This window comes from Pelagicoccus sp. SDUM812003 (genome assembly GCF_031127815.1).
GTDB lineage: Bacteria > Verrucomicrobiota > Verrucomicrobiia > Opitutales > Opitutaceae > Pelagicoccus.
The window spans coordinates 404,287-427,113 of the sequence record NZ_JARXHY010000004.1 but is presented as its reverse complement, the minus strand read 5'-3'; the positions used below and the strand labels follow the sequence as shown (position 1 = coordinate 427,113).

Here is a 22,827-nt window from a genome sequence, read left to right as displayed (position 1 = left end):
GAGGGAGTAACGGTCTGACCGAACATGTTTCGCTACCGACTACCTGTTCTCGCTCCCCAACGAAAGCATGTTAGCGAGAATGCGGTAGGCTCCCGGCACCCCTGCCGGCAATTGGCGAAACCAAGAAAGACCGGTGTAGACGAAATAGCCCTCGCCATGACGAGCGACGAGCAAACTGCCGTCCTTGGGCGATTCTCCTGGATCGTTGATCGATAGGATCGGCGTGAAAGCGGTGTCCCACTGATCGGGAAAATACAGACCTCTCTCCTGAGTCCAACCGGAGAAGTCCTCTTGGGTGATGCGGTTGGGATGGTTCAAAACAGGGTGATCTTCGGCCAGCAAGCGCACTTGAGCGAATTCGTCGGTCACCCGATCGCGCGAGAGCGACAACGGATAGGGAGCGAACTGACTCGTTTTCAGGCCTCGGCTGGTGTTGTACTGCGCGATCACGGTGCCGCCGGATTCAGCGTATTCGAAGATGGCAGGCATGAGCGTCTCGATTTCATCAATCGTATTGTAAGCCCGGATACCAATGACCAACGCGTCGTATTCAGACAAATTCTCTAGAGTCACATCGCTCGGCTGAAGGATCTGCACGTCGTATCCTATCTCCCGAATGCTCTCCGCTACGCTATCCCCGGCGCCGGGGAGGTAGGCAACGCTCTGACCCAGCTTTTGAACATCGAGGCTCACCGCCTTGACGCTGGCGTCGGAGAAAACGCGTTGTTCCGGGATGTGTTCGTAGCGAATGCGTTTCAGTCCATCGCTCACCTCGCCTTCGCTCGTTTCAAGGACTGCCTTAATAGCGCTGACTCGAGTGGTCTTCGGGGCCGTGACGCTCATGCGAACGGAGCGACTTTCGCCCGGCGACAGGTCTTGCAAATCCAGCGAGTCGGGCTCCGCGGACCAACCACTCGGTAGCTCCAGTCTCAGCGTTCCGGATACAGGCCGCGTAAACGCGGAAACTTCGATTTCGAGCTCCTTGGTCGCTCCGTTGGGAAACAAAGCCACTGGGTTGCTAAAGCTAACGCTGGCCAACGGCATGTTGGCCACTTCCACCATTCGCTCGCCATACGCGGGATCCACCTCGCGATGAGTCAGTGGCACGCGCGTCTTCACGGTCTGCCCAGCGATGCCCAGAGCGATATCGAAGTAAAACGGCGGGTCGTTTTCAGGCTTGCCGATCAGCAGTTGGTCTTCGACCTCGAACATGCCCAAGTCGCCTTCCTTTTCGAGCCAATACGGTTGCGGCAAAGGCAACTGCTGAGGAAGGTCGAGCTGCACCGTTCGTTCGATTCGCTCATTCTCCGGCAGCGACAGCCCTAAAACGTAGTTGGAATCGGATACATTCGTCGAAGCCTCCAGCACGTTCACCTCGACACCCGAACGGTTGATGGCCTCCAAGGTGATCTGCAGTCGCTCTCCTCCCAAAACATACTGCCGGTCCGCCAATGCCTTCAGGTCCATGCCCAAGCAACGCAGCACTATCGTGTCCAACTCCGCGAGCTTGCGCGTTTTCCAAGGATCCGGCAGCGCCTGCATTTCCTGGCGCAGCTCGAGCATGGCATCGACCGACTTCGCGGGATCCGCTAGGTCAAAGCCAGCCAGAATGCGAGCGATGGATCTCTCGACATCGGCTCCTCCCTGAACTCGCCCCCAATCTGTGGATACGCCACTGAAAAGATCCCCCTTCATGGGCTCGCCCACCAGATGCTGAAAGTACTCGGTTCGCGCTCCGCGTTCGACGCGGGTGCCAAAGCCTTGGCTGCGATGCTGGCTGCGGCTAAGCGAGGCGATTTCGTTGAACGATTTGCCTAGCAAGGGCTCGTAGTCGCCCACCTCCACGGAGGTGTATTGGCTTTCGATGAAGTCTTGATCGCGATTGCGGAAGAACCACCAGCTCGCGTTCCAAACGACGCGGGTGGCTTGCCATGGCTGCACCCATTCCAACTGCTCGGGAAAGCGCGTAGGATCAGCCGCCGCTTCGAAGGCTTCCATCGCAAGCAAGCAAGAAGCGGTGTGATGACCGTGGGTGAAACCGGGTTCGGGATTGAAGCGCGTCACGATCACATCCGGCTGGAAGGAGCGTATCACCCAGACCGTATCCGCCAGAACCTTGTCCTCATCCCAGATGCGCAGGGTTTCCTCGGCGGTTTTCGAATAGCCGAAATCCTTTGCCCGGCTGAAAAACTGCTGTCCCCCGTCGATGCGTCGAGCGGCCAGGAGCTCCTGCGTGCGAATCACCCCCAACTCGTCGCGCAGCTCCGGTCCGATCAGATTCTGCCCGCCATCGCCCCGAGTGAGGGAGAGGTAGGCGGTGTCGTATTTGCGGCCCAACGACAGATAGGAGATCAGGCTGGTATTTTCGTCATCGGGATGAGCCGCTACGTAGAGCACGCGGCCAAGCGTATTCAGTTTTTGGAGCGACCAGTAGATTTCGGAGCTTGGCACTGCTTCTGGCATATCGATTGGCGGCTCCGCGCACGCGACCGCAGCAGCGGACAAGGCGACACCGAGTGAGGTCGTTTTCAGGAAGGAACGCAGCATGGGATCAGGAAGGCTCGGGTGGAAACGAAAAACGGATCGAGCTCCGTGCCCAATCCGCGCATGCAAGTCTTCGCTACAACGAGGCGAGTATATCCTTGGCGATCTTCTGGTAGTCGCCGTTGCCCGCCTCGGTAGCGAGCTCCAGCGTCTTCTCGGCAGACGCCTTGGCCATCTTCTTCTTTCCCAGGTCGACCTCGATGCGAGCCTTGGCTGCGTACATCCAAAACGCTGGCGACTCCGATTTCTCGCAAGCCTCGCTCACCCACTCGTGAGCCTGCTTGAGATCTTTGCCTGCTGCGTGGTAGTAGGTACCGGCGGAAAAGAGCACGTTCGGCTTGTCGAATTCCGGCGTTCCCTTGAGCTCGTCAATCTGCGTCATGACCTTCGACTCGGTCGGAACCTCCAACTTGAAGGCGACGCGGGTGTGGTCCCAATCCAAGTAGATGGAGGCGGAGTCGTTTCTCAAGTCGTCGATGCCGATGGTGAAGCTCTCCACCGCAGTCTGCAGCTTTTGCGGCTTGGCGGTGAAGCGAGCGACATCGTTTTTCGAGTCGTATCCAAACGAGCCCCACAGTTCCGTGGAACCGTAGACGATGATGGTCCACTCGTCCTCTGCCGGGATGGTGTAGAGAGCGTAGGTTCCGGCCTCGACGGACTCTCCGCCAAGAACCACGTCGTCGCTGAACGTGATCTTAGTCGGTTGATTGGCTCCGGTGCGCCAGACGTTTCCGTACGGGACCAGGCCGCCGAAGATCTCGCGCCCTTTCACGCTGGGTCGCGAGTAGTCGATTTCCACCTCCGTCAATCCGACCATCTGCTTCACGTGAGCGTGCGGACTGGCAGCTGGGGTGCGCAACTGGGCGTGCAGAGAGACGGTGACAAGGCTGGCTAACAAGAAAGCGCCGAGACGCTTCGCGAGGATACGATGGGATTTCATTTCTAGCATTTCGATTAGCAAGGAGTTCAAGCGAAGGATGGATCAGAGCTGAACCAATCCATACGACGCTAGGATATACTCCGCAGCCCTGTCTTTTGCTGCAGATTTTTTGCAAAGTTTCGATTCGCATCCCGTTGACGGCGATCGGCCTTCTTTCCCAGCTGAAGGAAACCGAAGGCCCGCTCCCCAGGAGCAGGCGGGCGCGCCCTCATCGACCCGCAAGCGACGCGACCGAGAAGGGGTTCTACTGATCCGATGGCGCGTCATAAGCGCGCGTCCTTTAGCGATCCATGGCCCCGCCTTTGCGCTTGCCTGCCCTGCAGGGGACCGTCAATAAACGTCGCCCTTGAGCCAGCCAACGCCACAGTCCACACCAAGGAAGCAGCTCTCGCTGGGTATCATTTTCCTGACCATCTTCATCGATCTGGTCGGGTTCAGCGTGATCTTTCCTCTCTTTCCATCGATCCTCGACTACTATCTGGAACTCGATGGCGACGCGGGCGTGCTCGCCTGGATCCTGCAGCGCCTCGACGCCTTTTCTCACACCACCGGCGGCGGGGAGCGCTTCACACCGGTGCTTTTCGGCGGTCTGCTGGGTTCGCTCTACGCCACCCTGCAGTTCTTCTTCGCTCCTCTGTGGGGCAGCGTTTCCGACCAGAAAGGCCGCCGCCCCATCCTGCTGATCACCACCTTGGGCACCTGCTTGAGCTATGTCCTGTGGCTCTTTGCGGGAAACTTCGCCCTGCTGATCGCGGCGCGCCTGATCGGAGGGGCCATGAGCGGCAATCTCTCCGTAGCCACCGCCGCGGTGGCCGATGTGACCACCAAGGAAAACCGATCAAAGGGCATGGGGCTCATCGGAGTCGCCTTCGGCCTGGGCTTCGTGGTCGGACCCGCCATCGGCGGTCTTTGCGTGATGGTCAATCCCCTCGACTGGTATCCGGAGCTGGCCGAGCTCGGCATCAACCCGTTCTCCTTCGTGGCTTTCGTGGCCGTCCTGCTTTCGCTGGCTAACTTTCTTTGGATCCGGGCCCGTTTCGTGGAGTCGCTACCGCCCGAGAATCGCGGGGCCAGCAAGCTGCCCCGCAACCCCATCGCTCGCCTCACCCAGCCGCAAAGCGGAGCCGTGCGCCGCACCAACCTCGCATACCTGGTCTACATCCTCGCCTTCAGCGGCATGGAGTTCACCCTTTCGTTTCTCGGAGTGGAGAGGTTCGGATACACTCCGGGCGACATCACCAAGATGATGATCTTCATCGGCTTCATTCTGATCGTGGTCCAAGGCGGCATCGTGCGGCGTCTCGCGCCCAAGATCGGCGAAAAGGCCACCGCTCTGGCCGGCCTCACTCTGGTGGCCATCGGGCTGGGCTTCCTATCGCGAGCCGAAACGCAGCCGCTGCTCTACACCGGGCTGGGCTTCATGGCCCTGGGAGCCGGACTCTGCAGCCCGACCCTGACGTCGCTGGTCTCCCTTTACGCCAAACCGGAAGAGCAAGGGCGCGCCCTTGGCGTCTTCCGATCGCTCGGATCGCTCGGGCGCGCGATCGGCCCTGTCGCGGCCAGCTTCATTTTCTGGTGGTTCGGTTCAGATACTCTCTATCTAGCCGGCGCGGCTATCGTAGTGGTGGCCACCGCCCTGTGCCTGCGATTGCCCCGCCCCGACAAATCGGAAACCGCCTGAGCGCTCCATTGAGCGAAGCGCTAGAAGCGTCGGCTAATCCCCACCGTAAGCTCGCGCCCGCGGGAGGGAATCCCGCCGAGAAAATCCACCGTGAGCGAAGGCACCAGGTATTGCTGATCTCCCACATTCTTGGCTCGTAAAAAGTAGCTCCAACCGTCGCTCGTTCTGTACTCGACCTTGGCATGAACCGCCCAGTAGTCGTCGAGGTTAAGCAAGCTGCCTCCACGAATCGCCGTCTGGCGGCCTCCCGTCCAGACACTGGTGAGATTGGCCATCCAACCGTTCGTATTGTAGCAAAGAGCAAACGACGCCTTTTCATCGGCTTCCCGAAAGAATGCGTCCGGCGTATCCATCAGGTGAGTGTAGGTCAGCCGCCCCAACCATCGCTCTCCGATCTGCTGGGACGCCTCAAGCTCAAATCCCTTTGAACTTCCGAGCTCCACATTCTGATGAACGTTTCGTCCGTCCGGATAGCTGACCAGCGAGATGGCGTCCTCAAAGGAGGAAACGAAGACTCCCAGGCTCAGATAGCGGCTCTTCCCACGACTTACCCAGATGAGATCGGCAGTTTCCGCCACCTCGGATTTCAAGTCCGGGTTTCCGACGTAGAAGGGATTCTCGCTCAGGTTCATTTCCTCCTCGGAAGGCGCCCGAAAGGCAGATCCGTAGAGGAGCTTGAGACTGTTGCGCTTGTCGAGCTGATACACGCAGCCCAAGCGAGGCGACAGTTCCGAGCCAATCGAGGAAAAGGAGTCGTAGCGCAGACCCGCGGTGAGATGAAGCTTCTCCTCGAAGCGTTTCTGGTACTGGAAGAAGACTCCCAAGATGTCGCGGCGAGATGGATACTGATACAAAAAGGTATCCTCGAACCCACCGTAGTAGGGGATCGGGGTCTGACCGGATACGAAGGCGGCAAAGTCGTAGTTGCTATTTATATACACTCCATCCAGCTCGAGCTTTCGGAACTCCATCCCAAACTGCAAGTCGCTCGACTGATCCAGAGCCCAGTCCGCCACCACCTTTCCCCGAACCTCATGGTGCCCGTGATACTCAGCCTTGGATCGAAACGGCTCGTTGCTCGGCGGCACGCTGATCTGAGCCAGCTGCCCCTCCCCTAAGAGCAGTCCCACGTCCTTTAGCGAATCCTCCGAATAACTCAGAAGCATGGTGGCGTCGATCGGCCCAAAGGTCGCAGTCTGCTCCACTCCCAATAGACTGAAGTTCGTCGACGAGCTTTGCTGGTCGCCAAACGCCAGGCCGCTGGTGAGGAATCCCCGAGTCCGGTTCCGGCGATGCTGGAACATCAAGCGCGTGTTTTTCCAGCTTCCCTTCAGGTGGAGACGAAGCGTCTCCTGAGGATCCTCGAACGAGACCTCTTCCCCCGCCGACGGCACGAAAAGAGAATAGCGATCCCCTTCGTCCTTCTCCCAGTGAAAGAACGCGTCGACGCGAAAACTCTCGATATCGTCGCCGCCCAACACCGTCACCTCCTGGTGTCCGAAAGCCCCCGCTTCCGCAGTCACCTCGCTTCGGTCCCGACGCGTCACGATGTTCACCACCCCCATCATGGCGTTGGAGCCATAGACCGCCCCACCCGGCCCCCGGACGAACTCGACTCGCTCGATCATCTCTAGGGGGAGCCCAGCGACCGCATCGATCGCCCCGCTCGATCGAGCGATATCCATCCTCATTCCATCGACCAGCACCAGCACCTCCCCTTCCGAGTTGCTCATGCGCCGCCCTCGCGAGGAATAGACCGACCTCAGCGCGTTGTTCGACGAACGGTAGGACTGAAAGCCGGGCACCAGATTCATCAGCTCCGCGAGCTCGTCCACCGCAAGTCTAGCCAGCTCGCCGCGCTGAAAGACCGTCACCGCCGATGGCGCCAGAGCAAGCTCCTTCTCTCCCAAAATCGCCCCGGACACCTTCACATTCAGGAGTTCCTCCAAGCTCAGATCCAGAAGAGCCGAGTCGGCTCTAACCAAGGGAAGGAGAAAAAGAGGCAGCAAAGGGACAAAAACTCGCAACAGGTTTAGGCGCATCTTCCGATAATCGAGTGGATTCGCTTACGACCGTACGCAGTTTCTCTGCGTCTTCAAGCGAAGCAGCCAATGATTCCTTGTTGAGCTTCGAAAACAGGCTCAGCCACAAAACGCGCATTTCACAGTAGCGAGCGCGGCGTCGGCCACTCCCCATAGGACAAGGCTCCGCTTTTAGAAATCCCGACTGCCTAAAGGAGTCATCCTCATTTTGCGCATCAGGATGGCTCCCATCGCTTCTTAAAAGAGTTTAAAAGGCCAGCCTACGTATTCAGCGAGGAGATACAGGCATAAGTTTTCCTGAAACGATCCGATGACGGCGCGGAGCCCCGCTCGGGCCCTTGAGGCCGATCCGGGAACTGCTCGACGCCGTCGAGCCTCCGCGAGTCAGCTCCAGATCAAACAGAACATTCCTATGAAAAACGCATACGCACTAGCGGTCGCTACCATCGCCGCAGCCGCCTCCAACGCTCTGGCAGGCGACTTCACCTACAGTGGATTCATTAGCAACGGATACCTGCATTCCGACGAAAACAACTACTTCGTGGATAGCGAGGACGGCTCCTTCGAGTTCGTGGAAGCAGCCGTCAACGCTACCTGGACGCCGATCGAGCGCACTTCGGTCAAGGGGCAGCTCTTCGCCTTCGAACTGGGCGAGTACGGAAACTACGAGCCGCTGATCGACTACCTCTTCGTCGACTACAACGTGAACCCGGCTCTCGGGCTTCGCGTCGGTCGGGTCAAGCGCTCCGTCGGCTTGTATACAGATATTCAGGACATCGATATCGCCCGTACCTCCGTCCTCCTGCCGGTGGGCATGTACGACTCGCGCTACCGCGACTTTTCCGCATCCGTAGATGGCGTTTCCCTCTACGGCTCCCTCTCCACCGGCGCCCTCAGCAGCGTGGACTACATCGCCTACCACGGAGCGATGGATTTCGGCACTGAAGGCGGTTTCGCTGGCGCCGCGCTCACCTCCCTGAGCAGAGAACTGAACAACACCAGACTCAGCGAGGCGGAAGTGGACACCAACTCCGGGCTGCAACTCTGGTGGAACACGCCACTTTCCGGATTGAGATTGGGCGCCAACCACAACGTCTACTCCGGTCTCGCCTTCAAGGCCGATGCGCTCATCCCAGTGGTCAACTACCCCATCACCATCGAAACCCAAGCCGATATCTCCGAAACGCGCTTGTCCGCCGAGTACTACGTCGGCGATTGGACCCTGACGACCGAGTACCACATACAAGATGTGGAAGCGGAATCGCTTCGATCGATCGCCGGCAATCCGTTGCCCGCCGAACTCTCCGAATCCAAAGCGAACTCGTGGTACGTCAGCGGCGCTCGCCGCTTCCTCGAAAAGTTCGAGGGCGCCGTCACCTACGCAGCCTACTACGACAACACGGACCAGAAGGACGACCCGCTCAAATACCAGAAGGACATCCAATTCTCTCTCCGCTACGACGCCACCGACTACTGGACCCTAAAAGCCGAGGTCCACTTCATGGACGGCATGAGCCGACTCTTCAACCAGCTCGGCCAGAATCCGAATCCAGTCGACGATTGGACCCTCTTCGCCGCCAAGAGCACCTTCACGTTCTAATGGGCCCTCATCGCCGAAAACGGAACAATCCCTCTACCGATATGAAAACGATTTTCAAAACCGCATTCGCAGTCCTCGCCACGACTGTATTCGCAAGCTTGCTACACGCCGGTGGAGCCGTCGTGGTCAATGCCTCGAACAACGATTCGCTGGATCAGGAAAAGATCGCCTCCGTGCTGGTCGGAAAACGACAGCACTGGGAAAACGGCCAGCAGGTCAAAATCGCCGTACTGAAAGGAAGCGAAACCGCCGACGCCCTTTTGGAAAGCTACGCTCGCATGAACCAGTCGCGCTTCAAGAGCCATTGGCAGCGACTGGCGTTTTCCGGACGCGGCACCATGCCGGAGCAGCTCGAAAGCGGCGCCGAAGTGGTCGCTTTCGTGCAAAGCAATCCAGGAGCGATCGGCATTTGCGACGACTCCGCAGACCTCGCTTCGGTGAAGAAGGTCAACTAGCGACCCGACCGTCAGCGCCCAGCGATCCCGCTCGGGCGCTTCCTTGCGAACCAACGTCACCCACACTCGAACAAGATGAATTCCAAGCTGCGAATCAACCTGAGAACCTGTTTCAGACTCATCACTGGCATGCTCACTTTGCTGGCCCTTCTCATCGTCGGAGAGGGGCTCTACATGTTCAACTCCATACGAAACGGCGAAAACATCGTAGACCAGTTCCAGCAGGAGAGCGTACCCAGCCAACAACTACTCAACGACCTCAAGCAGACTTCGCTGCGCTTCGAGATCGCAAACCTTGGTTACATCTTCGGCCAGAGCGAAGAGATAAAAAGGAGCAAGGAAAACGAGTCGCTCGCCCTGGCTCGCGAGGCCGTGAGCATCATCGATTCCCTCGAAGAGAAGATCTCCTCGAGTTCGAACGCCAGCACCGTCGCCAGCATCCGCTCCGCCTTCGAAGCCTACGCCTCCAAGACAAGCGAAGTGCGCGACTTGCTCAAGCAGGACATGTTCTTCGAAGCCATCGAGCTATGGGACGGGGAAGTCCCCAAACTGAACGAAGCGCTTCGATCCTCCCTCTCCAAAGGCGAGGCCGAAGTGGCCGCCGTCTATCAGGCATCGCTGGGCGAAACCATCGACGGGTTCAGCTCGCTCGCCACCAACATCACCAGCTTCTCCATCCTCAACCTCGCGGTCGCCGTCGCGATCGCCGTCTTTGGCGGGCTCGCTTCCACCCGCATGGGCAAGGTGTTTTCCAAGGCGCTCGATCAGCTCAACAAGAGCTCCGACTGCGTCGGAGAAACCTCGGGCAACCTCGTGAGGTCCGCCAAGGACTCCGCCGATACCAGCTCCACCGCAGTGCAAACCCTCAACACCGCTCGCGAGTCCATGCTGGAGCAGGCGGAAATGACCCAGGCGACCGCCGGGAATTCCCAATCCGCTGACGAAATCACCGAGCGCTGCTTCCAACGCTTCGAGAGCACCCGAGAAACCATCTTGGAGCTGAACGCATCCATGGAGCAGATCGCCACCTCTGGCGAAGAAACAAAGAAAATCATCCAAACCATCAACGATATCGCGTTCCAGACCAACCTGCTCGCCCTCAACGCCGCGGTCGAAGCGGCCCGAGCGGGCGAAGCGGGGTCCGGTTTCGCCATCGTGGCGGACGAAGTGCGCAATCTCGCCGGTCGATCCGCAGAGGCCGCCAACAACAGCTCGCAGCTGATCGAAAACTCGGCTCATAAGATCGATTCCGGCACAGAGATCGTGCGACGAACCTGCGAAGCCTTCGACGAGGTCTCCTCTATGATGAAAGAAGTGAGCGAGCACATCCGCAGCATCGCTCAGGATACCAGCCGACAAGCGGCAAGCATCGAGGAGATCACTTCATCCATCGCCCAGCTCACGCACAACACGGAGCAGAGCAAGGAGTTCGCCGAACGAACCGTATCCTCCTGCTCGGACCTGCAGGTCCAATCGAACAAGCTCGATCAAGTGGTGGGAGAACTGATGGGTCTGGCCGGCATCGCCCAAGCCTTCTCCAGAGCCTCCCGAGCCCGCTCGTCTCAGTCAGCTCCTTCGCCCTTCGCCCCGCCCGCTCGGCGAAGCGCGCCCGCCAAGACCGCAACGCGCGCGTCGTCCCCCGGCGGCGAGGTCGATCTCTGGAACTAGGCCGGACCTTCGCGACGCATTCGGAACGCGCCGGATCCGTCGTGCCCGTGTACCCACGGCATCGATACGACGCCACTTTCGATCACGAAGCCTCGACCCTCGGCGGATTCGAGAAATCGCTCGACGACCGCTTCGTTCTCCTCTCGATCGATGCTGCAAGTGCTGTAGATAAGAGCGCCTCCGTCCGCCACGCAGGGCGCCGCTCGTTTGAGAAAGCGGAGCTGCAGCTCGGTCAGCGCCTGCAGGTCTTCCGGCTTCAAGCGCCAGCGAGCATCCACCTTGTGCTGCAGCACACCCGTATTGCTGCATGGCGTATCGAGCAAAACCGCTTCGAAGGTCCCGAGGGCCTCAGGCGATAGGCTTTCCACATCTCCCGCCACCGCTCGGATCCGACGGGATCGATAGCGTCGAAGATTCTCCAGCATCTTTTCGAAACGCGGGCCGGCCAAATCGAAAGCCACGATTTCCTCGAGCTCCGGACCAAGCAGCGAATCGATCAAGAGCGACTTCCCCCCCGGCGCCGAGCAAAGGTCCAGGACGCGCCCGCCTGAGAACCCTTGGGCCAGCAGCTCGGGAGCGATTCGAGCGCCCGGGTTCTGCACGTAGAGCCTGCCCTCCTGAAGCAAGCGCTCCACTTCGGCCCATCCCTCTCGACGGACGCGAAAAAATCCGCTCCACTGCGTTTCGTCAAGAGCCCCGCTGGGCTCTGGCTCCCCTTGCCAACGGGCGAACACCTCCGCCTCTCGCTGGTTCCAGCGGAGCAAGGCCTGCGCATCCTCCTTTCCAAACTGATCCAGGAAACGCTGGACCAGCCATTGCGGGTGGCTGTACCGCCAGCTCATGTCCTCCGCCGTGTCCGCTCCCCCCGAAAGGAGCTCCGGCAGGCGGAGCGACACCTTGCGCAGCACCGCGTTCGCCAGTGATTTCTGGGGCGGACCGAAACGACGCCCCATTTTTCCCACCGCGAAATGAACAATCTTCGCCTTGTTTTCCGGGCGCTGCATCAGCTCCAGCGAAGCCACCAGCAGACAGGCCATCACGGGCGGTTTCGGACGCTTGCGCAAACACTCGCCCAAGGCCTTTTGCAGCAAGCTCAAGTGCCTGACGGTTCCATAAAGCAGCGACTGACAAGTTCTTCTCGTTCCGCGGTCCAAATCCGGCGGCAGGCGCTCCATCAGGTGCGACAAGCGGGCAGGTTTCCTAAGGAATTCCGACACCATCTCTACCGCTAAACTCCATGAATCGTTCTTCATCCTACTAGGGCGAACCTTGATGAACGAGCTGTCTCATTGACAACTGCTAAAAAAGACGTCTCTGTTAAATCTTTAGTCTCTTTACACAAAGATGAACGAAGAAGCCGTAACAGAAATCATATCAAGAAAGCCCGAGCTGAAAGCAGCAAAGGCCAAGCTCGAGTCGATGCAGCCAGGAAACTACTGCATCCATCAGAGCTGGGGCTTCGGTCAGATCAAGGACTACGACGCAGCCGACAAGAAGTTGGTCATCGACTTCGAAGACAAGCAGGGCCACCGCATGGACCCGGGATTCTGCGTCGGCACCATGCAGGTCCTCAAGCCGGACCACCTGCTGGTGCGCAAGGAGCTGGAACCGGCCGCCGTAGAAGACCTCGTTTCCAACAAGCCCACCGAGCTCATCGTCGAGCTGCTCAAGCAGTACCAGAATTTCGCCGCCAGCACCGCGGAGATCGAGAGCGTGCTCGCACGCGTCATCGGACCGATCAAGTACAAGAAATGGTGGACCGCCACCAAGAAGCTGCTCAACAAGGACCCACGCATCTCCGTGCCCGCCCGCAAGACTGGCATGTACGTGCTGCGCGAGGAACCGGTCACCCTGGAAGAGGAAATCATCGAGGACTACAACGCCACCCAATCCGCCAAGCGACGCGTGGTGCTCGCGGAGAAGCTGCTCGAGACCGCAGGCGATCACCTGGAGGAATTGCGCGATCAGCTGGGCTTGATCCTTCACACGCTGGCGACTGCAGTGCGCGAGTCCAACCAGCTCACCTCGGCCGAAAAGCTGAAGGGCGCCTGGATCCGAAACGACTTCGCCCGCTTGCTGGATGTGAATGTGGAAGACTTCGAACCCTCCGTAGTTCAGATCCTCTCCGACATCCAAGGCCTCGACGCATTGATCGACGAACTGCCTACCAACCAGCAGGGCCGCGCCCTGAAAGCCATCAAGGCCTCCCACCCCGCCGACTGGAAGGAAATCTGTTTCAACCTGCTCAAGAACAGCTCCGGCAAGTTCACCACCGACTGCATCAACTTCCTGATCGAAAACGGCTTCGGCGACGAGATCAAGGAGACGCTCATCCGCTGGCAGACCGAGCAGAACCTCAAGGAGCCGGTGCTGCTGTGGATCGTCAAGAACCGCCACTCCAAGAAGTACGCGGATCTCATTCAGGACATGATCCAACCTCGCCTGCTCAACTCCATCTTCTTCGCTATCGACTACGAGGCCCTGCAGTCCTCCAGCGCCCGTCGCATTCCATTGGCGGACATTCTCAGCGAAGACCGCGACCTCATCCCCGACCTGCTCGGCACCGCGGACTCCGAGACCGCCAAGGACTTGGCGAACAATCTTCTGCTTAACCAAGGCTTCGAGGAACTGACCAAGAAGTCTCTGCTGGCTCGCTTCATCAAACTCTTCCCCACCGTTCAGTCCCTGTTGGAGTCCGACGAGACCCAGCAAAGCCAGGGCCTCATGGTTTCCAAAGAGAGCTACGAAAAGGCCGTATCGGAACTGGAAGACCTGGTCCAGAAGAAGATCCCGGAAAACAGCAAGGCCATCGCCGAAGCTCGCGAACTGGGCGACCTCAAGGAAAACTCCGAGTACAAGATGGCCAAGCAGGACCAGCAGGTTCTCATGTCACGCCGAAACCTGCTCGAAGCCGATCTTCAGAAGGCGCAAATCACCGACTTCACTTCGGCAACGACCTCCAACGCCGGCATCGGCAGCGTGGTCACCCTCAACGACGAAGACGGCAACGAGGTGACCTACACCATTCTCGGGGCCTGGGACAGCGATCCCGCCAACCAGATCATCTCCTACCAGACGCCGCTCGGCAAGAGCTTGCTGGGCAAGACCGTGGGCGACGAAGTGGTCTTGAAGATCGAGGACACCGAGAGCAAGCTCACCGTGGCCAGCATCGCTCGCTACGTGGACCTGGTCAAAAGCTGATAAGCCGCCTCCCGGCGCGAACCCTTTTTCCTTCAAACGCCGTTCCCGATCAGGGACGGCGTTTTTTTTGCGCCTGCCCGCACGCAACGCCTCGAGCCCGCTCCAAACCCGTCCGGCCCAACATTTTCCTTTCGCCCGCCGCGTTCTGCCTCCAGTCTTCAGCCCTCGACACCCAATGAAACCTGCCTGGGATATCCTCAAGACCCTCGCCGACCAGACACGGCTCCGCATCCTGAATCTGCTCAACCAGGACGAACTTTCCGTAGCCGAACTGCAGGAGGCCCTAGGCATGGCCCAATCCCGCATCTCGTCGCAACTGGCCATTCTTCGCCAAAACGAGCTGGTCGCCGATCGGCGCGAAGGAAAGAAATCCTTCTATTCGCTCAGCCCGCGGCTGCCTGCTCACGAACGGTCCCTGCTCGACGCCGCCCTGAATTCCGTGGGCGATTCGCAGGAGATCGTGGAGGACCAGGAAAGCCTGGAACGCGTCATCGCCAAACGGCGTCGACAGGCCGAGGAGTATTTCAACCTCATCGCGGGACGCTTGGGAAAAAACTACTGTCCAGGGCGCTCCTGGGAAGGCATCGGCCATTTCCTCCTCTACCTCGTTCCCGAAATCCGCGTGGCCGATCTGGGCGCCGGCGAAGGTCTGATCTCCCAGCTGCTGGCCCGCCGAGCGGAGCGCGTCTACTGCGTCGACAGCTCTCCGCGCATGGTGGAGGTCGGCACCGATCTAGCGAAGCGAAACAGCTTGGAAAACCTCGAATACCTGCTTGGCGACATCGAAAAGGTTCCTCTACCCGACCAAAGCGTGCACCTGGCCCTGCTAAGCCAGGCCCTGCACCACGCCATCCATCCTGAGCGGGCCATCCAGGAAGCGGCGCGCATCCTCAAGCCCGGCGGCCGTCTGGTGGTGCTGGACTTGAAGGAGCACTCCTTCGAAAAGGCCCGCGAGCTCTACGCCGACCACTGGCTCGGCTTCGCCGAAAACCAGCTCCATCGCTGGCTGAAGGAAGCAGGGCTGGAAAACGTGGAAGTCACCTCGGTCTCAAAGGAGGACGAAGAACCGCAGTTCGAAACGCTGCTGGCCAGCGGCATCCGCCCCTAGATTGCGCCAGCCGAAGCTGGAGCGGGAACTCCGGACGCGCTTCATGCAACAACAGCCCAACCGACGCTGGGCAAAGTCGCGCCACATCCGGCCCGGACCTAATAAAGCTGATCCATGCGCGAGGTATAGAAGTCGAGCAGGTGCTCCAGGATCACCGAGCCGTCGGTCTCCTCCAAAGCCATTTTCGCGATGGCCTTGGCTTCGCTCATGTCCATGTTTTGCACCACGAACTTCACGTTGGGCAGCAAGGTGGACGACATGCTCAGGCACTCCATCCCTAGCCCCACCAACAGCGGAACCATCACCGGATCACCAGCCACTTCGCCACAAATGCTAACACCGATCTTACCCTTTCGGGCCGCCTCGACGATCATGTTCAGCGTGCGCACCACCGCGGGATGCGTGGGCTCGTAAAGATGGGCCACGCGATCGTTGAGACGATCCACCGCGATCAAGTACTGAATGAGGTCGTTCGTGCCGATGCTGAAGAAATCCGAACCTTCCACCAAGGTGTCCGCCGCGATCGCAGCGCTAGGGATCTCGATCATGGCGCCAGTCTTGATCTTTTCGTCAAACGCGATCCCCTCCGTACGAAGCTCGTTCTTGGTGGTCTCTAGCAGAGCGTTGCACTGGCTCAGCTCCAAAGCGCCGCTGATCATCGGATACATGATGCGCACGTCCCCGAAGGCGCTCGCCCGGAGGATTGCTCGCAATTGCGCTTTGAATACGTTTTCGTGATCGAGGCAGAACCGAACCGCTCTGTATCCAAGAAACGGATTCGACTCGCGGTACATCGAAACCTCCGATGAATCGAAAACCTTGTCGCCGCCGAGATCCAAGGTGCGAATGGTTACCGACAGGCCGTTCATCTTTTCCACAGCCTTCCTGTACGCCTGAAACTGCTCCTCCTCCGTCGGCAGCTTGTGCGTGTTCATAAAAAGATACTCCGAGCGAAAAAGCCCGATGCCGTCAGCTCCCAACTCCAAGGCGCGCTCCGCTTCATCGGCCTTTTCTATGTTGGCCATCAGCTTGACCGGATGGCCGTCGCGCGTCGCCGAAGCCTCCTTCGAATACTCGATCATTCGCTTCTCCAGCGAACGCTTCTTGTCCTTCAGCTTTCCGTAACGAAACAGCGTGGCCTCGCTGGGGTTGACGACGACCTTGCCGTCGTATCCATCCACCAGAATCACCGCGTTCTGATTGATCTTGGAGGTGATGTCCCCCAAGCCAACCACCGCAGGGATGTTCATGGACCGAGCTACGATCACCGCGTGGCTAGTCTTGCTGCCAGCGTCCGTCACGATGCCCAGCAGGTTCGCCTGATCCATGGAGGCTGAGTCGGACGGCGTCACATCGTGAGCCACCAGAACTTTGTTGTTCACGAACTCGCCCAAGTGCTGCAGCTGCTCGCCGGTCAGGTTGCTGAGCAAGCGCCGCATCACATCGCGAATGTCGCTGGCCCGCTCCTTCAAATACTCGTCGTCGATCTGAGCGAAAGCCTCGACGTAGCGATGTCCGATTTTCCAGATCGAGCTCTCGATGTTGCTGAGCTCGGTCTGCATATCTCGAATGGCTTCGCCGATCAAAGCCTGATCTTCCAGAACCAGAAGGTGAGCGTCGAAGATTCGGGCCTCATCCTCGCCGATCGTTCCGCGAATCTCGTTTTGGATCTTCTGAATCTGCTGGCGCGTCTTGACGATCGCATTGTCCAAACGATCCACCTCTGCATCGATCTTGTCCGCGCTTATCGAATACTCCGGCACGGTGATTTCGCGATGCGTCAACAGAAAGGCCTGCCCGTGAGCGATCCCTGGCGAGGCAGCGATCCCTTCGAAGACAGATTCCTGTTTATCAGTGGGTTCCATTTGCAGAGTGAAGAAGACGGGAAAGGAAGGCTAGGAGCAAGAAGCATCCATAGCAAACTGGTTCGGCGAACGCCTCAAGATGAAATACCTCATAGGCCCGTCAATATCATTATATTAGTTTTGACATGCCCCAAAAGGTCCGAGGACCCCAGGTCTTCGTCACTATCTCGCGTATCGCCGATTCCTCCTTATCCTTGCTAACCAAGGCGAAACAGCAACTGCCGCTACCCGACATTAGCATGTCGATTCCGGCCGATTCGAGCTTCTTATCAAGGACCGGCAAGGCGAGGTACTTGCGGTATGCGACCGCTGCAAAACTGTTGTGCAGCAGCTCCCGCAACTGGAGTTCCCCTTCCCTCCACGCCGACAGGCGCGACTCCGCCCAGGCCGGATCGTCGTAGCCGTTTTCCCGCTTAGCCAAGCTGCCATAGGCCCAGGCGGTTCCGATGGGAAAACTGGGTTTGAACAGCACCACGCGTTGACCGGACAGGCTCTGGCGCGGGCCCTCCGGCAGATCGCTCAGCAGCTCGCCGCGTCCGCGCATGATCACCGGCCGACGAGCGAGAAACAACGGACAATCCGAGCCCAGCCGCGCCGCGAGTTCCTGCAGCTCCTGCTTGGAAGCCCGCTGGCCGGAAAGCGCGTTTAAGCCTTCCAAAACCGCGGACGCGTTGCTGCTCCCGCCCCCCAAGCCCGCCCCGTGCGGGATGCGTTTTTCCAGATCGATGCGAACCTTCCAACTCAAGTCGAACCGCGCCAGAAACGCCACCGCCGCCGCGTAGGCCAGGTTTCGCTCGTCGGTAGGCAGCGTAGCGTCCGAGCAGCTCAGCTCCACCGAGGAAGCTGAGGCCTCCCGAGCTTCGATTTTCAGTCGATCCCCAAACTCCAGCGGAGCCACCAAACTCGCCAGCTGGTGGAAGCCAGTTTCCATGCGGCCGACGACCGATAGAAACAGGTTGATCTTTGCTGGACTGAAAACCTCGATTTGTCCCATAGTCGCCGCAAACAAAAACCTACATGTCGGATACCAATCAAAGCAAAAACGCCTGCGAGCTCATCCTCGCCCTGGACATCGAAGACCGCGCGGACGCGCTCGACCTCCTCGAAAAAGCGGGTCCCGAGCTGAGATGGGCCAAGATCGGCCTGCAGATGTTCACCAAGTACGGCCCCGACTACGTGCGCCAGATCGCCGATCTGGGCGTGAACGTCTTTCTCGATCTCAAGCTGCACGACATCCCCAACACCGTGGCCAAAGCCGTGGAATCCGTAGGTAAACTGCCAATACAGATGCTCACCATCCACACCTGCGGCGGCAAGGAGATGATGGAATGGGCCGTCAAAGCCCAGGAAAACATCAACCCGAACCTCCAGTTGCTGGGTGTCACGGTGCTCACCTCCATGGATCAAAGCAGCCTAGATCTGCTGGGCATCCAACAGACGCCCGCCGACCGCGTGGCCCAACTGGCGAGCTTGGCCAAGGATGCCGGCATGTCCGGCCTGGTCTGCTCCACCCACGAGGTGCAAACCTTGCGAGCCGCGTTTGGAAACCACTTCACCTTGGTCACGCCTGGCGTGCGTCCCACCGGTTCCGCCGCGGGCGATCAGAAGCGCATCATGACCCCCGCACAAGCCCGCGAGGTCGGTTCGAACTTCATCGTGGTGGGCCGCCCGATCTACGGAGCCGAAGACCCCGCCGCCGTGGTCGCTTCGATCAACGCGGAACTGCAACGGTAGGGCTGGACCGCCGGGCCAGCCGCACCCCCCATGAGCACCCCGCCCACTCCTTCCCTTCGCTCCGCCGCCATCCTCCTGGCGGGAGGTTCGGGAAACCGCATGCGCGGCGCCGTCGCGGACAAAATCCTCGCCTGCCTAGCAGGCAAACCGGTCATCGCCCACTCCATCGCCGCCTTCGTCGCCAGCGGCGCGGTACAGCGCCTGGTTGTCGTTTGTCGCGACCACGAGCAAGAAACCCTCATCAAGCCGCTCATCCCGCCAACCCTGTCATCCTCTTTCACTCGCGGCGGAGCCGAACGCAAGGACTCCGTTTGGGCAGGCTTGCAAGCCTGCCCGCCCGCCACCGAAATCGTGCTCATCCACGACTGCGCTCGCCCCTGCGTCACTCCGCAAGCCATCCGCGTTTCCATCGCCGCTGCCGCGGAAACGGGAGCCGCTTGCCTGGCACGCCCGGTGACCGACACCTTAAAGTCCGTCAGCTCCAGCTCTTCGAGCCCGAGCTCCCAGCAAACTGCCTACCAGCTTGCCACGGTCGACCGCTCCAAGCTCTGGGCCATGGAAACGCCTCAAACCTTTCGCCGAGCCCTCATCCTCGAAGCCTATCAACGAATCGTCGCGGAAAATCGCCCCATCACCGACGATCTCTCCGCAATCGAGTCCCTCGGCCAACCCGTCGTCTTCATCGACAACCAGCGACCCAATCCCAAACTCACCACGCCCGCCGACCTTCCCTACCTCGAATTCCTGCTCAGCCAATCGGTCTGATTTTCCTTCATCCATCCCTCACGCGTCACCTATCAGAATCTCCAAAATGCTTCCCAACATCCGCATCGGCCTCGGCTACGACATTCACCCCTTCAAGGACGGACGCCCCATGGTGCTGGGAGGCGTCTCATTCGACACTCCCTACGGCCTCGACGGTCATTCCGACGCCGACGTGCTCACGCACGCCATCTGCGACGCCCTGCTGGGCGCTGCGGGGCTTCCGGACATCGGTCATTACTTTCCGAATACGGATCCGAAGTACAAAGGCATCGATTCCCAGGAGCTGCTGGCCGACGTTTGCGAAACCCTCGCCGACCAAGGCTGGACCATCGTCAATATCGATTCCGCCCTCATCGCCGAGAAACCGAAGATCTATCCGCGGGTCGAAGAAATGAAAACACGTCTCGCAGCCAGCGCTGGCATAAGCCAAGCTCAGATCGGCATCAAAGCCACCACCAACGAAAAGCTGGGCTCGCTCGGCCGAGCCGAGGGCATCGCCGCCCACGCCACCGCTCTCATCTGCAAGACCTAGCAAGCCTTCCATCCACTCCGTGCTTCACCGATTCGCAGCCTACGCCTTCATCCTTGTCTTAACCTGCCTGCTCAGCGCCTGCAGCCAAAACGGCGATACGCTCGAGCGCGACATCGCCGCCCGTGAAGGCATTCTGCTTTTCGGAAACGAGGGCGAGCCTCCAAGCATCGACCCGCACCTCAACACCTCCAACAACGGAAACCGCATCGTTTCCGCCCTGATGGAAGGACTGGTCGTCTACCACCCGACGGACGACAATCTGCCCGAACCGGGAGTGGCCAAGTCCTGGAGCGACATCGACGCCACCGTCTGGACATTCTCCCTTCGCGAAGACGCCCGCTGGTCAAACGGAGACCCCGTCACCGCCCACGATTTCGTCTACTCTTTCCAGCGCATGCTCAGCCCCAAACTGGGTGCCAAATACGCCCAACTGCTTTGGGTGCTGAAAAATGCCAAGGCTTTCAACGAAGGCGTCCTGGAGGACTTTTCAGAAGTCGGCGTCCAGGCCCTCGACGACTACACGCTGGAAATCACCCTCGAAGGCCCCACGCCTTACTTTCTCAACCTCCTCAAGCATCCGACTTGGTACCCAGTCCACCCTCCGACCATCGAAGCAGCAGGAGGCATGAGCAAGCCGGACTCCAATTGGACCCGGGAAAACTACGTCAGCAACGGCCCCTACCAGCTCAAGAACTGGGTCATCAACAAGATCGTTTCCGTGGAGCGAAATCCCTACTACTGGGATGCCGAAAACGTATCCATAAAAGAGATTCATTTCCTCCCCATCGACGATATTTCCACCGAGGATCGCGTCTTCAATTCCGGCGGTATCCACTACCAAAATACAGTTCCGTCGGATATGATTCCCCTCTACAAGAAGAAGGGCGATCCCTACCTTCGCATGGAGCCCTGGATCGCCACCTACTACTATAAGATAAACACTACCGAGCCGCATCTCTCCGACAAACGCGTGCGCCAAGCTCTCTTTCTCGCCATCAATCGTAAGGCTCTCGTGAAACGCGTCACCAAGGGCGACCAGCACATCGCTCTATCTCTCACCCCAGACGGCATCGCAGGCTACGAACCGCCCAAACAGGATTCCTTCAATCCCAATAAGGCCCGCGCCCTGCTAGCCGAGGCGGGCTATCCGCAGGGAAAAGGCTTTCCTAAACTCACCCTGCTTTTCAATTCCTCCGAACAGCATAAGCAGATCGCCGAAGCCATCCAGCAAATGTGGCAGAACGTCCTAGGCATCGAATGCGAACTGCAAAACCAGGAATGGAAAACCTTTCTCGAAACCCAGCACAACCTCGACTACGAAATCTCGCGATCGGGATGGATCGGCGACTACGTTTTCCCCGACACCTTCCTGACCATGTTCCGCACGGGTGACGGCAACAACAATACCGGCTGGAGCAACGCCCGCTACGACGAGCTGATCACTCGCTCCATCACCGAACCCGACGCGGAACGCCGTCTGGAGCTACTGCACGAGGCAGAGTCGATTCTAATGGACGAGCTCCCGATCATCCCGCTCTACTTCTACAATCGCATCTACCGCATCGCGCCTGAAGTAAAGGGCTGGTATCCGAAAATCACCGACAACCGCAACTACAAGTACATATCGTTGGAACCGACGGAAAACTAACCGCCTCCCCGCAACGCTCCTTCCCTCCTTCTTCCATCTTCCTTTCAGTCAATGCTTCGATTCATCCTCATACGACTTGGACAAGCCATTCCGGTCCTGCTGGCGATCTACACCATCACCTTCTTCATGGTGCGGCTCTCGCCCGGAAGCCCCTTTTCGGAGGAGCGAAAAGTCGCGGCCCATATCATCGAAAACCAGAAGGCGTACTACGGCTACGACCAGCCGGTCCATATCCAGTATTTCACTACCCTTTTTCGACACCTGAAGCTCGACCTCCCGCCGCTTACCAGCCACCCGGGCCTTACCTCGGCGGATATCATCTCCGAAGCCTTTCCCGTTTCCTTGGAACTCGCGGCTTGGGCGATCCTGATCGCCCTTCTCTTTGGCATTCCCGCGGGCGTGCTCGCAGCCGCTCGCCAAAACACCGCCCTCGACTACGCCCCCATGAGCCTGGCCATGATCGGCATCTGCTTGCCGACCTTCGTCATCGGGCCAATTCTCGCTTTAGTATTCGGCATTTGGTTACAATGGACCAGCATTTCGGGTTGGTCCTCCGTGCAGGACCGGATTCTCCCCTCGCTCACCCTTGGACTGTTCTACGCTGCTTACATCGCCCGTCTGACCCGCGGCGGCATGCTGGAAATCCTGAGCTCCGACTTCGTCCGCACCGCTCGAGCCAAAGGCGCCAGTGAATTTCGCGCCGTGGTAGTGCATGCCTTGCGCGGCGGCATTCTTCCTGTCGTTTCCTTTCTCGGCCCCACCCTCGCTGGCCTAATCACTGGCTCCTTCGTGGTAGAAACCATTTTCCAAGTTTCGGGGCTTGGTCGACACTTCGTGCAAGCCGCCTTCAACCAGGACCAGTCGCTCATCCTCTCCACGGTGCTCTTCTACGCCACTCTGATCATGCTTGCCAACCTGGCGGTCGACGTCCTGCAAGTCCTGCTCAACCCTCGGCTCCGCCTGAGCTAAGCGCCGCCTATCACAGTTCGTTAGCCACCTGCCAGCTCCCAAAGCTCTTAATTTTTCCTTCTTTCATTTCCACTT

The 22,827-nt window shown here is 59.1% G+C and carries 17 protein-coding genes; 11 read left to right on the top strand and 6 right to left on the bottom strand.

Features of this window, described 5'->3' with window-relative positions; genetic code table 11:
* Positions 1–39 precede the first annotated feature (39 nt).
* Both QEH54_RS08365 and QEH54_RS08360 read right to left on the bottom strand, forming a co-directional pair.
* Positions 40–2,547: a PIG-L family deacetylase gene (locus tag QEH54_RS08365; protein ID WP_309018205.1), complete on the bottom strand. Its 2,508-nt coding sequence runs from the start codon at positions 2,545–2,547 to the stop codon at positions 40–42.
* Between the two features lie 73 nt (positions 2,548–2,620).
* Complete coding sequence (locus QEH54_RS08360; protein WP_309018204.1) at positions 2,621–3,484, bottom strand: DUF2911 domain-containing protein; 864 nt, start codon at positions 3,482–3,484, stop codon at positions 2,621–2,623.
* A gap of 346 nt (positions 3,485–3,830) precedes the next feature.
* On the opposite strand from QEH54_RS08360, the gene QEH54_RS08355 reads away from it, so the two are divergent.
* The gene (locus QEH54_RS08355) at positions 3,831–5,165 is read left to right on the top strand and encodes an MFS transporter (protein WP_309018203.1); all 1,335 of its coding nucleotides are present in this window, start codon (positions 3,831–3,833) and stop codon (positions 5,163–5,165) included.
* A 20-nt stretch (positions 5,166–5,185) separates the two neighbouring features.
* Here the strand turns inward: QEH54_RS08355 and QEH54_RS08350 are convergent, their stop codons facing one another.
* Complete coding sequence (locus tag QEH54_RS08350) at positions 5,186–7,150, bottom strand: TonB-dependent receptor (RefSeq protein ID WP_309018202.1); 1,965 nt, start codon at positions 7,148–7,150, stop codon at positions 5,186–5,188.
* 469 nt (positions 7,151–7,619) lie between these two features.
* Between QEH54_RS08350 and QEH54_RS08345 the strand changes: the two genes are divergently transcribed.
* The 3 genes from QEH54_RS08345 (at position 7,620) to QEH54_RS08335 (ending at position 10,930) form a co-directional block, all read left to right on the top strand.
* The gene (locus QEH54_RS08345) at positions 7,620–8,807 is read left to right on the top strand and encodes a hypothetical protein (RefSeq protein ID WP_309018201.1); all 1,188 of its coding nucleotides are present in this window, start codon (positions 7,620–7,622) and stop codon (positions 8,805–8,807) included.
* Between the two features lie 41 nt (positions 8,808–8,848).
* Entirely contained in the window at positions 8,849–9,262 is a 414-nt protein-coding gene (locus tag QEH54_RS08340) for a hypothetical protein (protein WP_309018200.1), read from the top strand.
* Between the two features lie 75 nt (positions 9,263–9,337).
* On the top strand, positions 9,338–10,930 hold the full coding sequence (locus tag QEH54_RS08335) for a methyl-accepting chemotaxis protein (protein ID WP_309018199.1): 1,593 nt from the start codon (positions 9,338–9,340) through the stop codon (positions 10,928–10,930).
* On the opposite strand, the gene QEH54_RS08330 is transcribed toward QEH54_RS08335, so the two are convergent.
* The gene (locus QEH54_RS08330) at positions 10,927–12,183 is read right to left on the bottom strand and encodes an RsmB/NOP family class I SAM-dependent RNA methyltransferase (protein WP_309018198.1); all 1,257 of its coding nucleotides are present in this window, start codon (positions 12,181–12,183) and stop codon (positions 10,927–10,929) included. The two genes, QEH54_RS08335 and QEH54_RS08330, sit on opposite strands and share 4 nt — an antisense overlap.
* A gap of 91 nt (positions 12,184–12,274) precedes the next feature.
* On the opposite strand from QEH54_RS08330, the gene greA reads away from it, so the two are divergent.
* Both greA and QEH54_RS08320 read left to right on the top strand, forming a co-directional pair.
* Positions 12,275–14,131: a transcription elongation factor GreA gene (greA, locus tag QEH54_RS08325; protein ID WP_309018197.1), complete on the top strand. Its 1,857-nt coding sequence runs from the start codon at positions 12,275–12,277 to the stop codon at positions 14,129–14,131.
* 175 nt (positions 14,132–14,306) lie between these two features.
* Positions 14,307–15,239, top strand: a complete 933-nt coding sequence (locus tag QEH54_RS08320; RefSeq protein ID WP_309018196.1) for a metalloregulator ArsR/SmtB family transcription factor — start codon at positions 14,307–14,309, stop codon at positions 15,237–15,239.
* A 98-nt stretch (positions 15,240–15,337) separates the two neighbouring features.
* On the opposite strand, the gene ptsP is transcribed toward QEH54_RS08320, so the two are convergent.
* A complete protein-coding gene (ptsP, locus tag QEH54_RS08315) occupies positions 15,338–17,104 on the bottom strand; it encodes a phosphoenolpyruvate--protein phosphotransferase (RefSeq protein WP_309018195.1) in 1,767 nt (588 codons plus the stop codon).
* Between the two features lie 109 nt (positions 17,105–17,213).
* Positions 17,214–18,098, bottom strand: coding sequence for a 4-(cytidine 5'-diphospho)-2-C-methyl-D-erythritol kinase (gene ispE, locus QEH54_RS08310; RefSeq protein ID WP_309018194.1), 885 nt, complete (start codon positions 18,096–18,098; stop codon positions 17,214–17,216).
* Between the two features lie 23 nt (positions 18,099–18,121).
* Between ispE and pyrF the strand changes: the two genes are divergently transcribed.
* From pyrF to QEH54_RS08285, 5 genes are read left to right on the top strand one after another with little or no spacing between them, the layout of a single operon-like run.
* The gene (gene pyrF, locus QEH54_RS08305; protein ID WP_309018193.1) at positions 18,122–18,838 is read left to right on the top strand and encodes an orotidine-5'-phosphate decarboxylase; all 717 of its coding nucleotides are present in this window, start codon (positions 18,122–18,124) and stop codon (positions 18,836–18,838) included.
* A gap of 30 nt (positions 18,839–18,868) precedes the next feature.
* Positions 18,869–19,603: a 2-C-methyl-D-erythritol 4-phosphate cytidylyltransferase gene (gene ispD, locus QEH54_RS08300; RefSeq protein WP_309018192.1), complete on the top strand. Its 735-nt coding sequence runs from the start codon at positions 18,869–18,871 to the stop codon at positions 19,601–19,603.
* Between the two features lie 46 nt (positions 19,604–19,649).
* Positions 19,650–20,135, top strand: coding sequence for a 2-C-methyl-D-erythritol 2,4-cyclodiphosphate synthase (ispF, locus tag QEH54_RS08295; protein WP_309018191.1), 486 nt, complete (start codon positions 19,650–19,652; stop codon positions 20,133–20,135).
* A 19-nt stretch (positions 20,136–20,154) separates the two neighbouring features.
* Positions 20,155–21,783 (top strand): peptide ABC transporter substrate-binding protein, encoded by a 1,629-nt coding sequence (locus QEH54_RS08290; protein WP_309018190.1) that lies wholly within the window; start codon positions 20,155–20,157, stop codon positions 21,781–21,783.
* Positions 21,784–21,834: 51 nt separating this feature from the next.
* Entirely contained in the window at positions 21,835–22,752 is a 918-nt protein-coding gene (locus tag QEH54_RS08285) for an ABC transporter permease (protein ID WP_309018189.1), read from the top strand.
* Positions 22,753–22,827 lie beyond the last annotated feature (75 nt).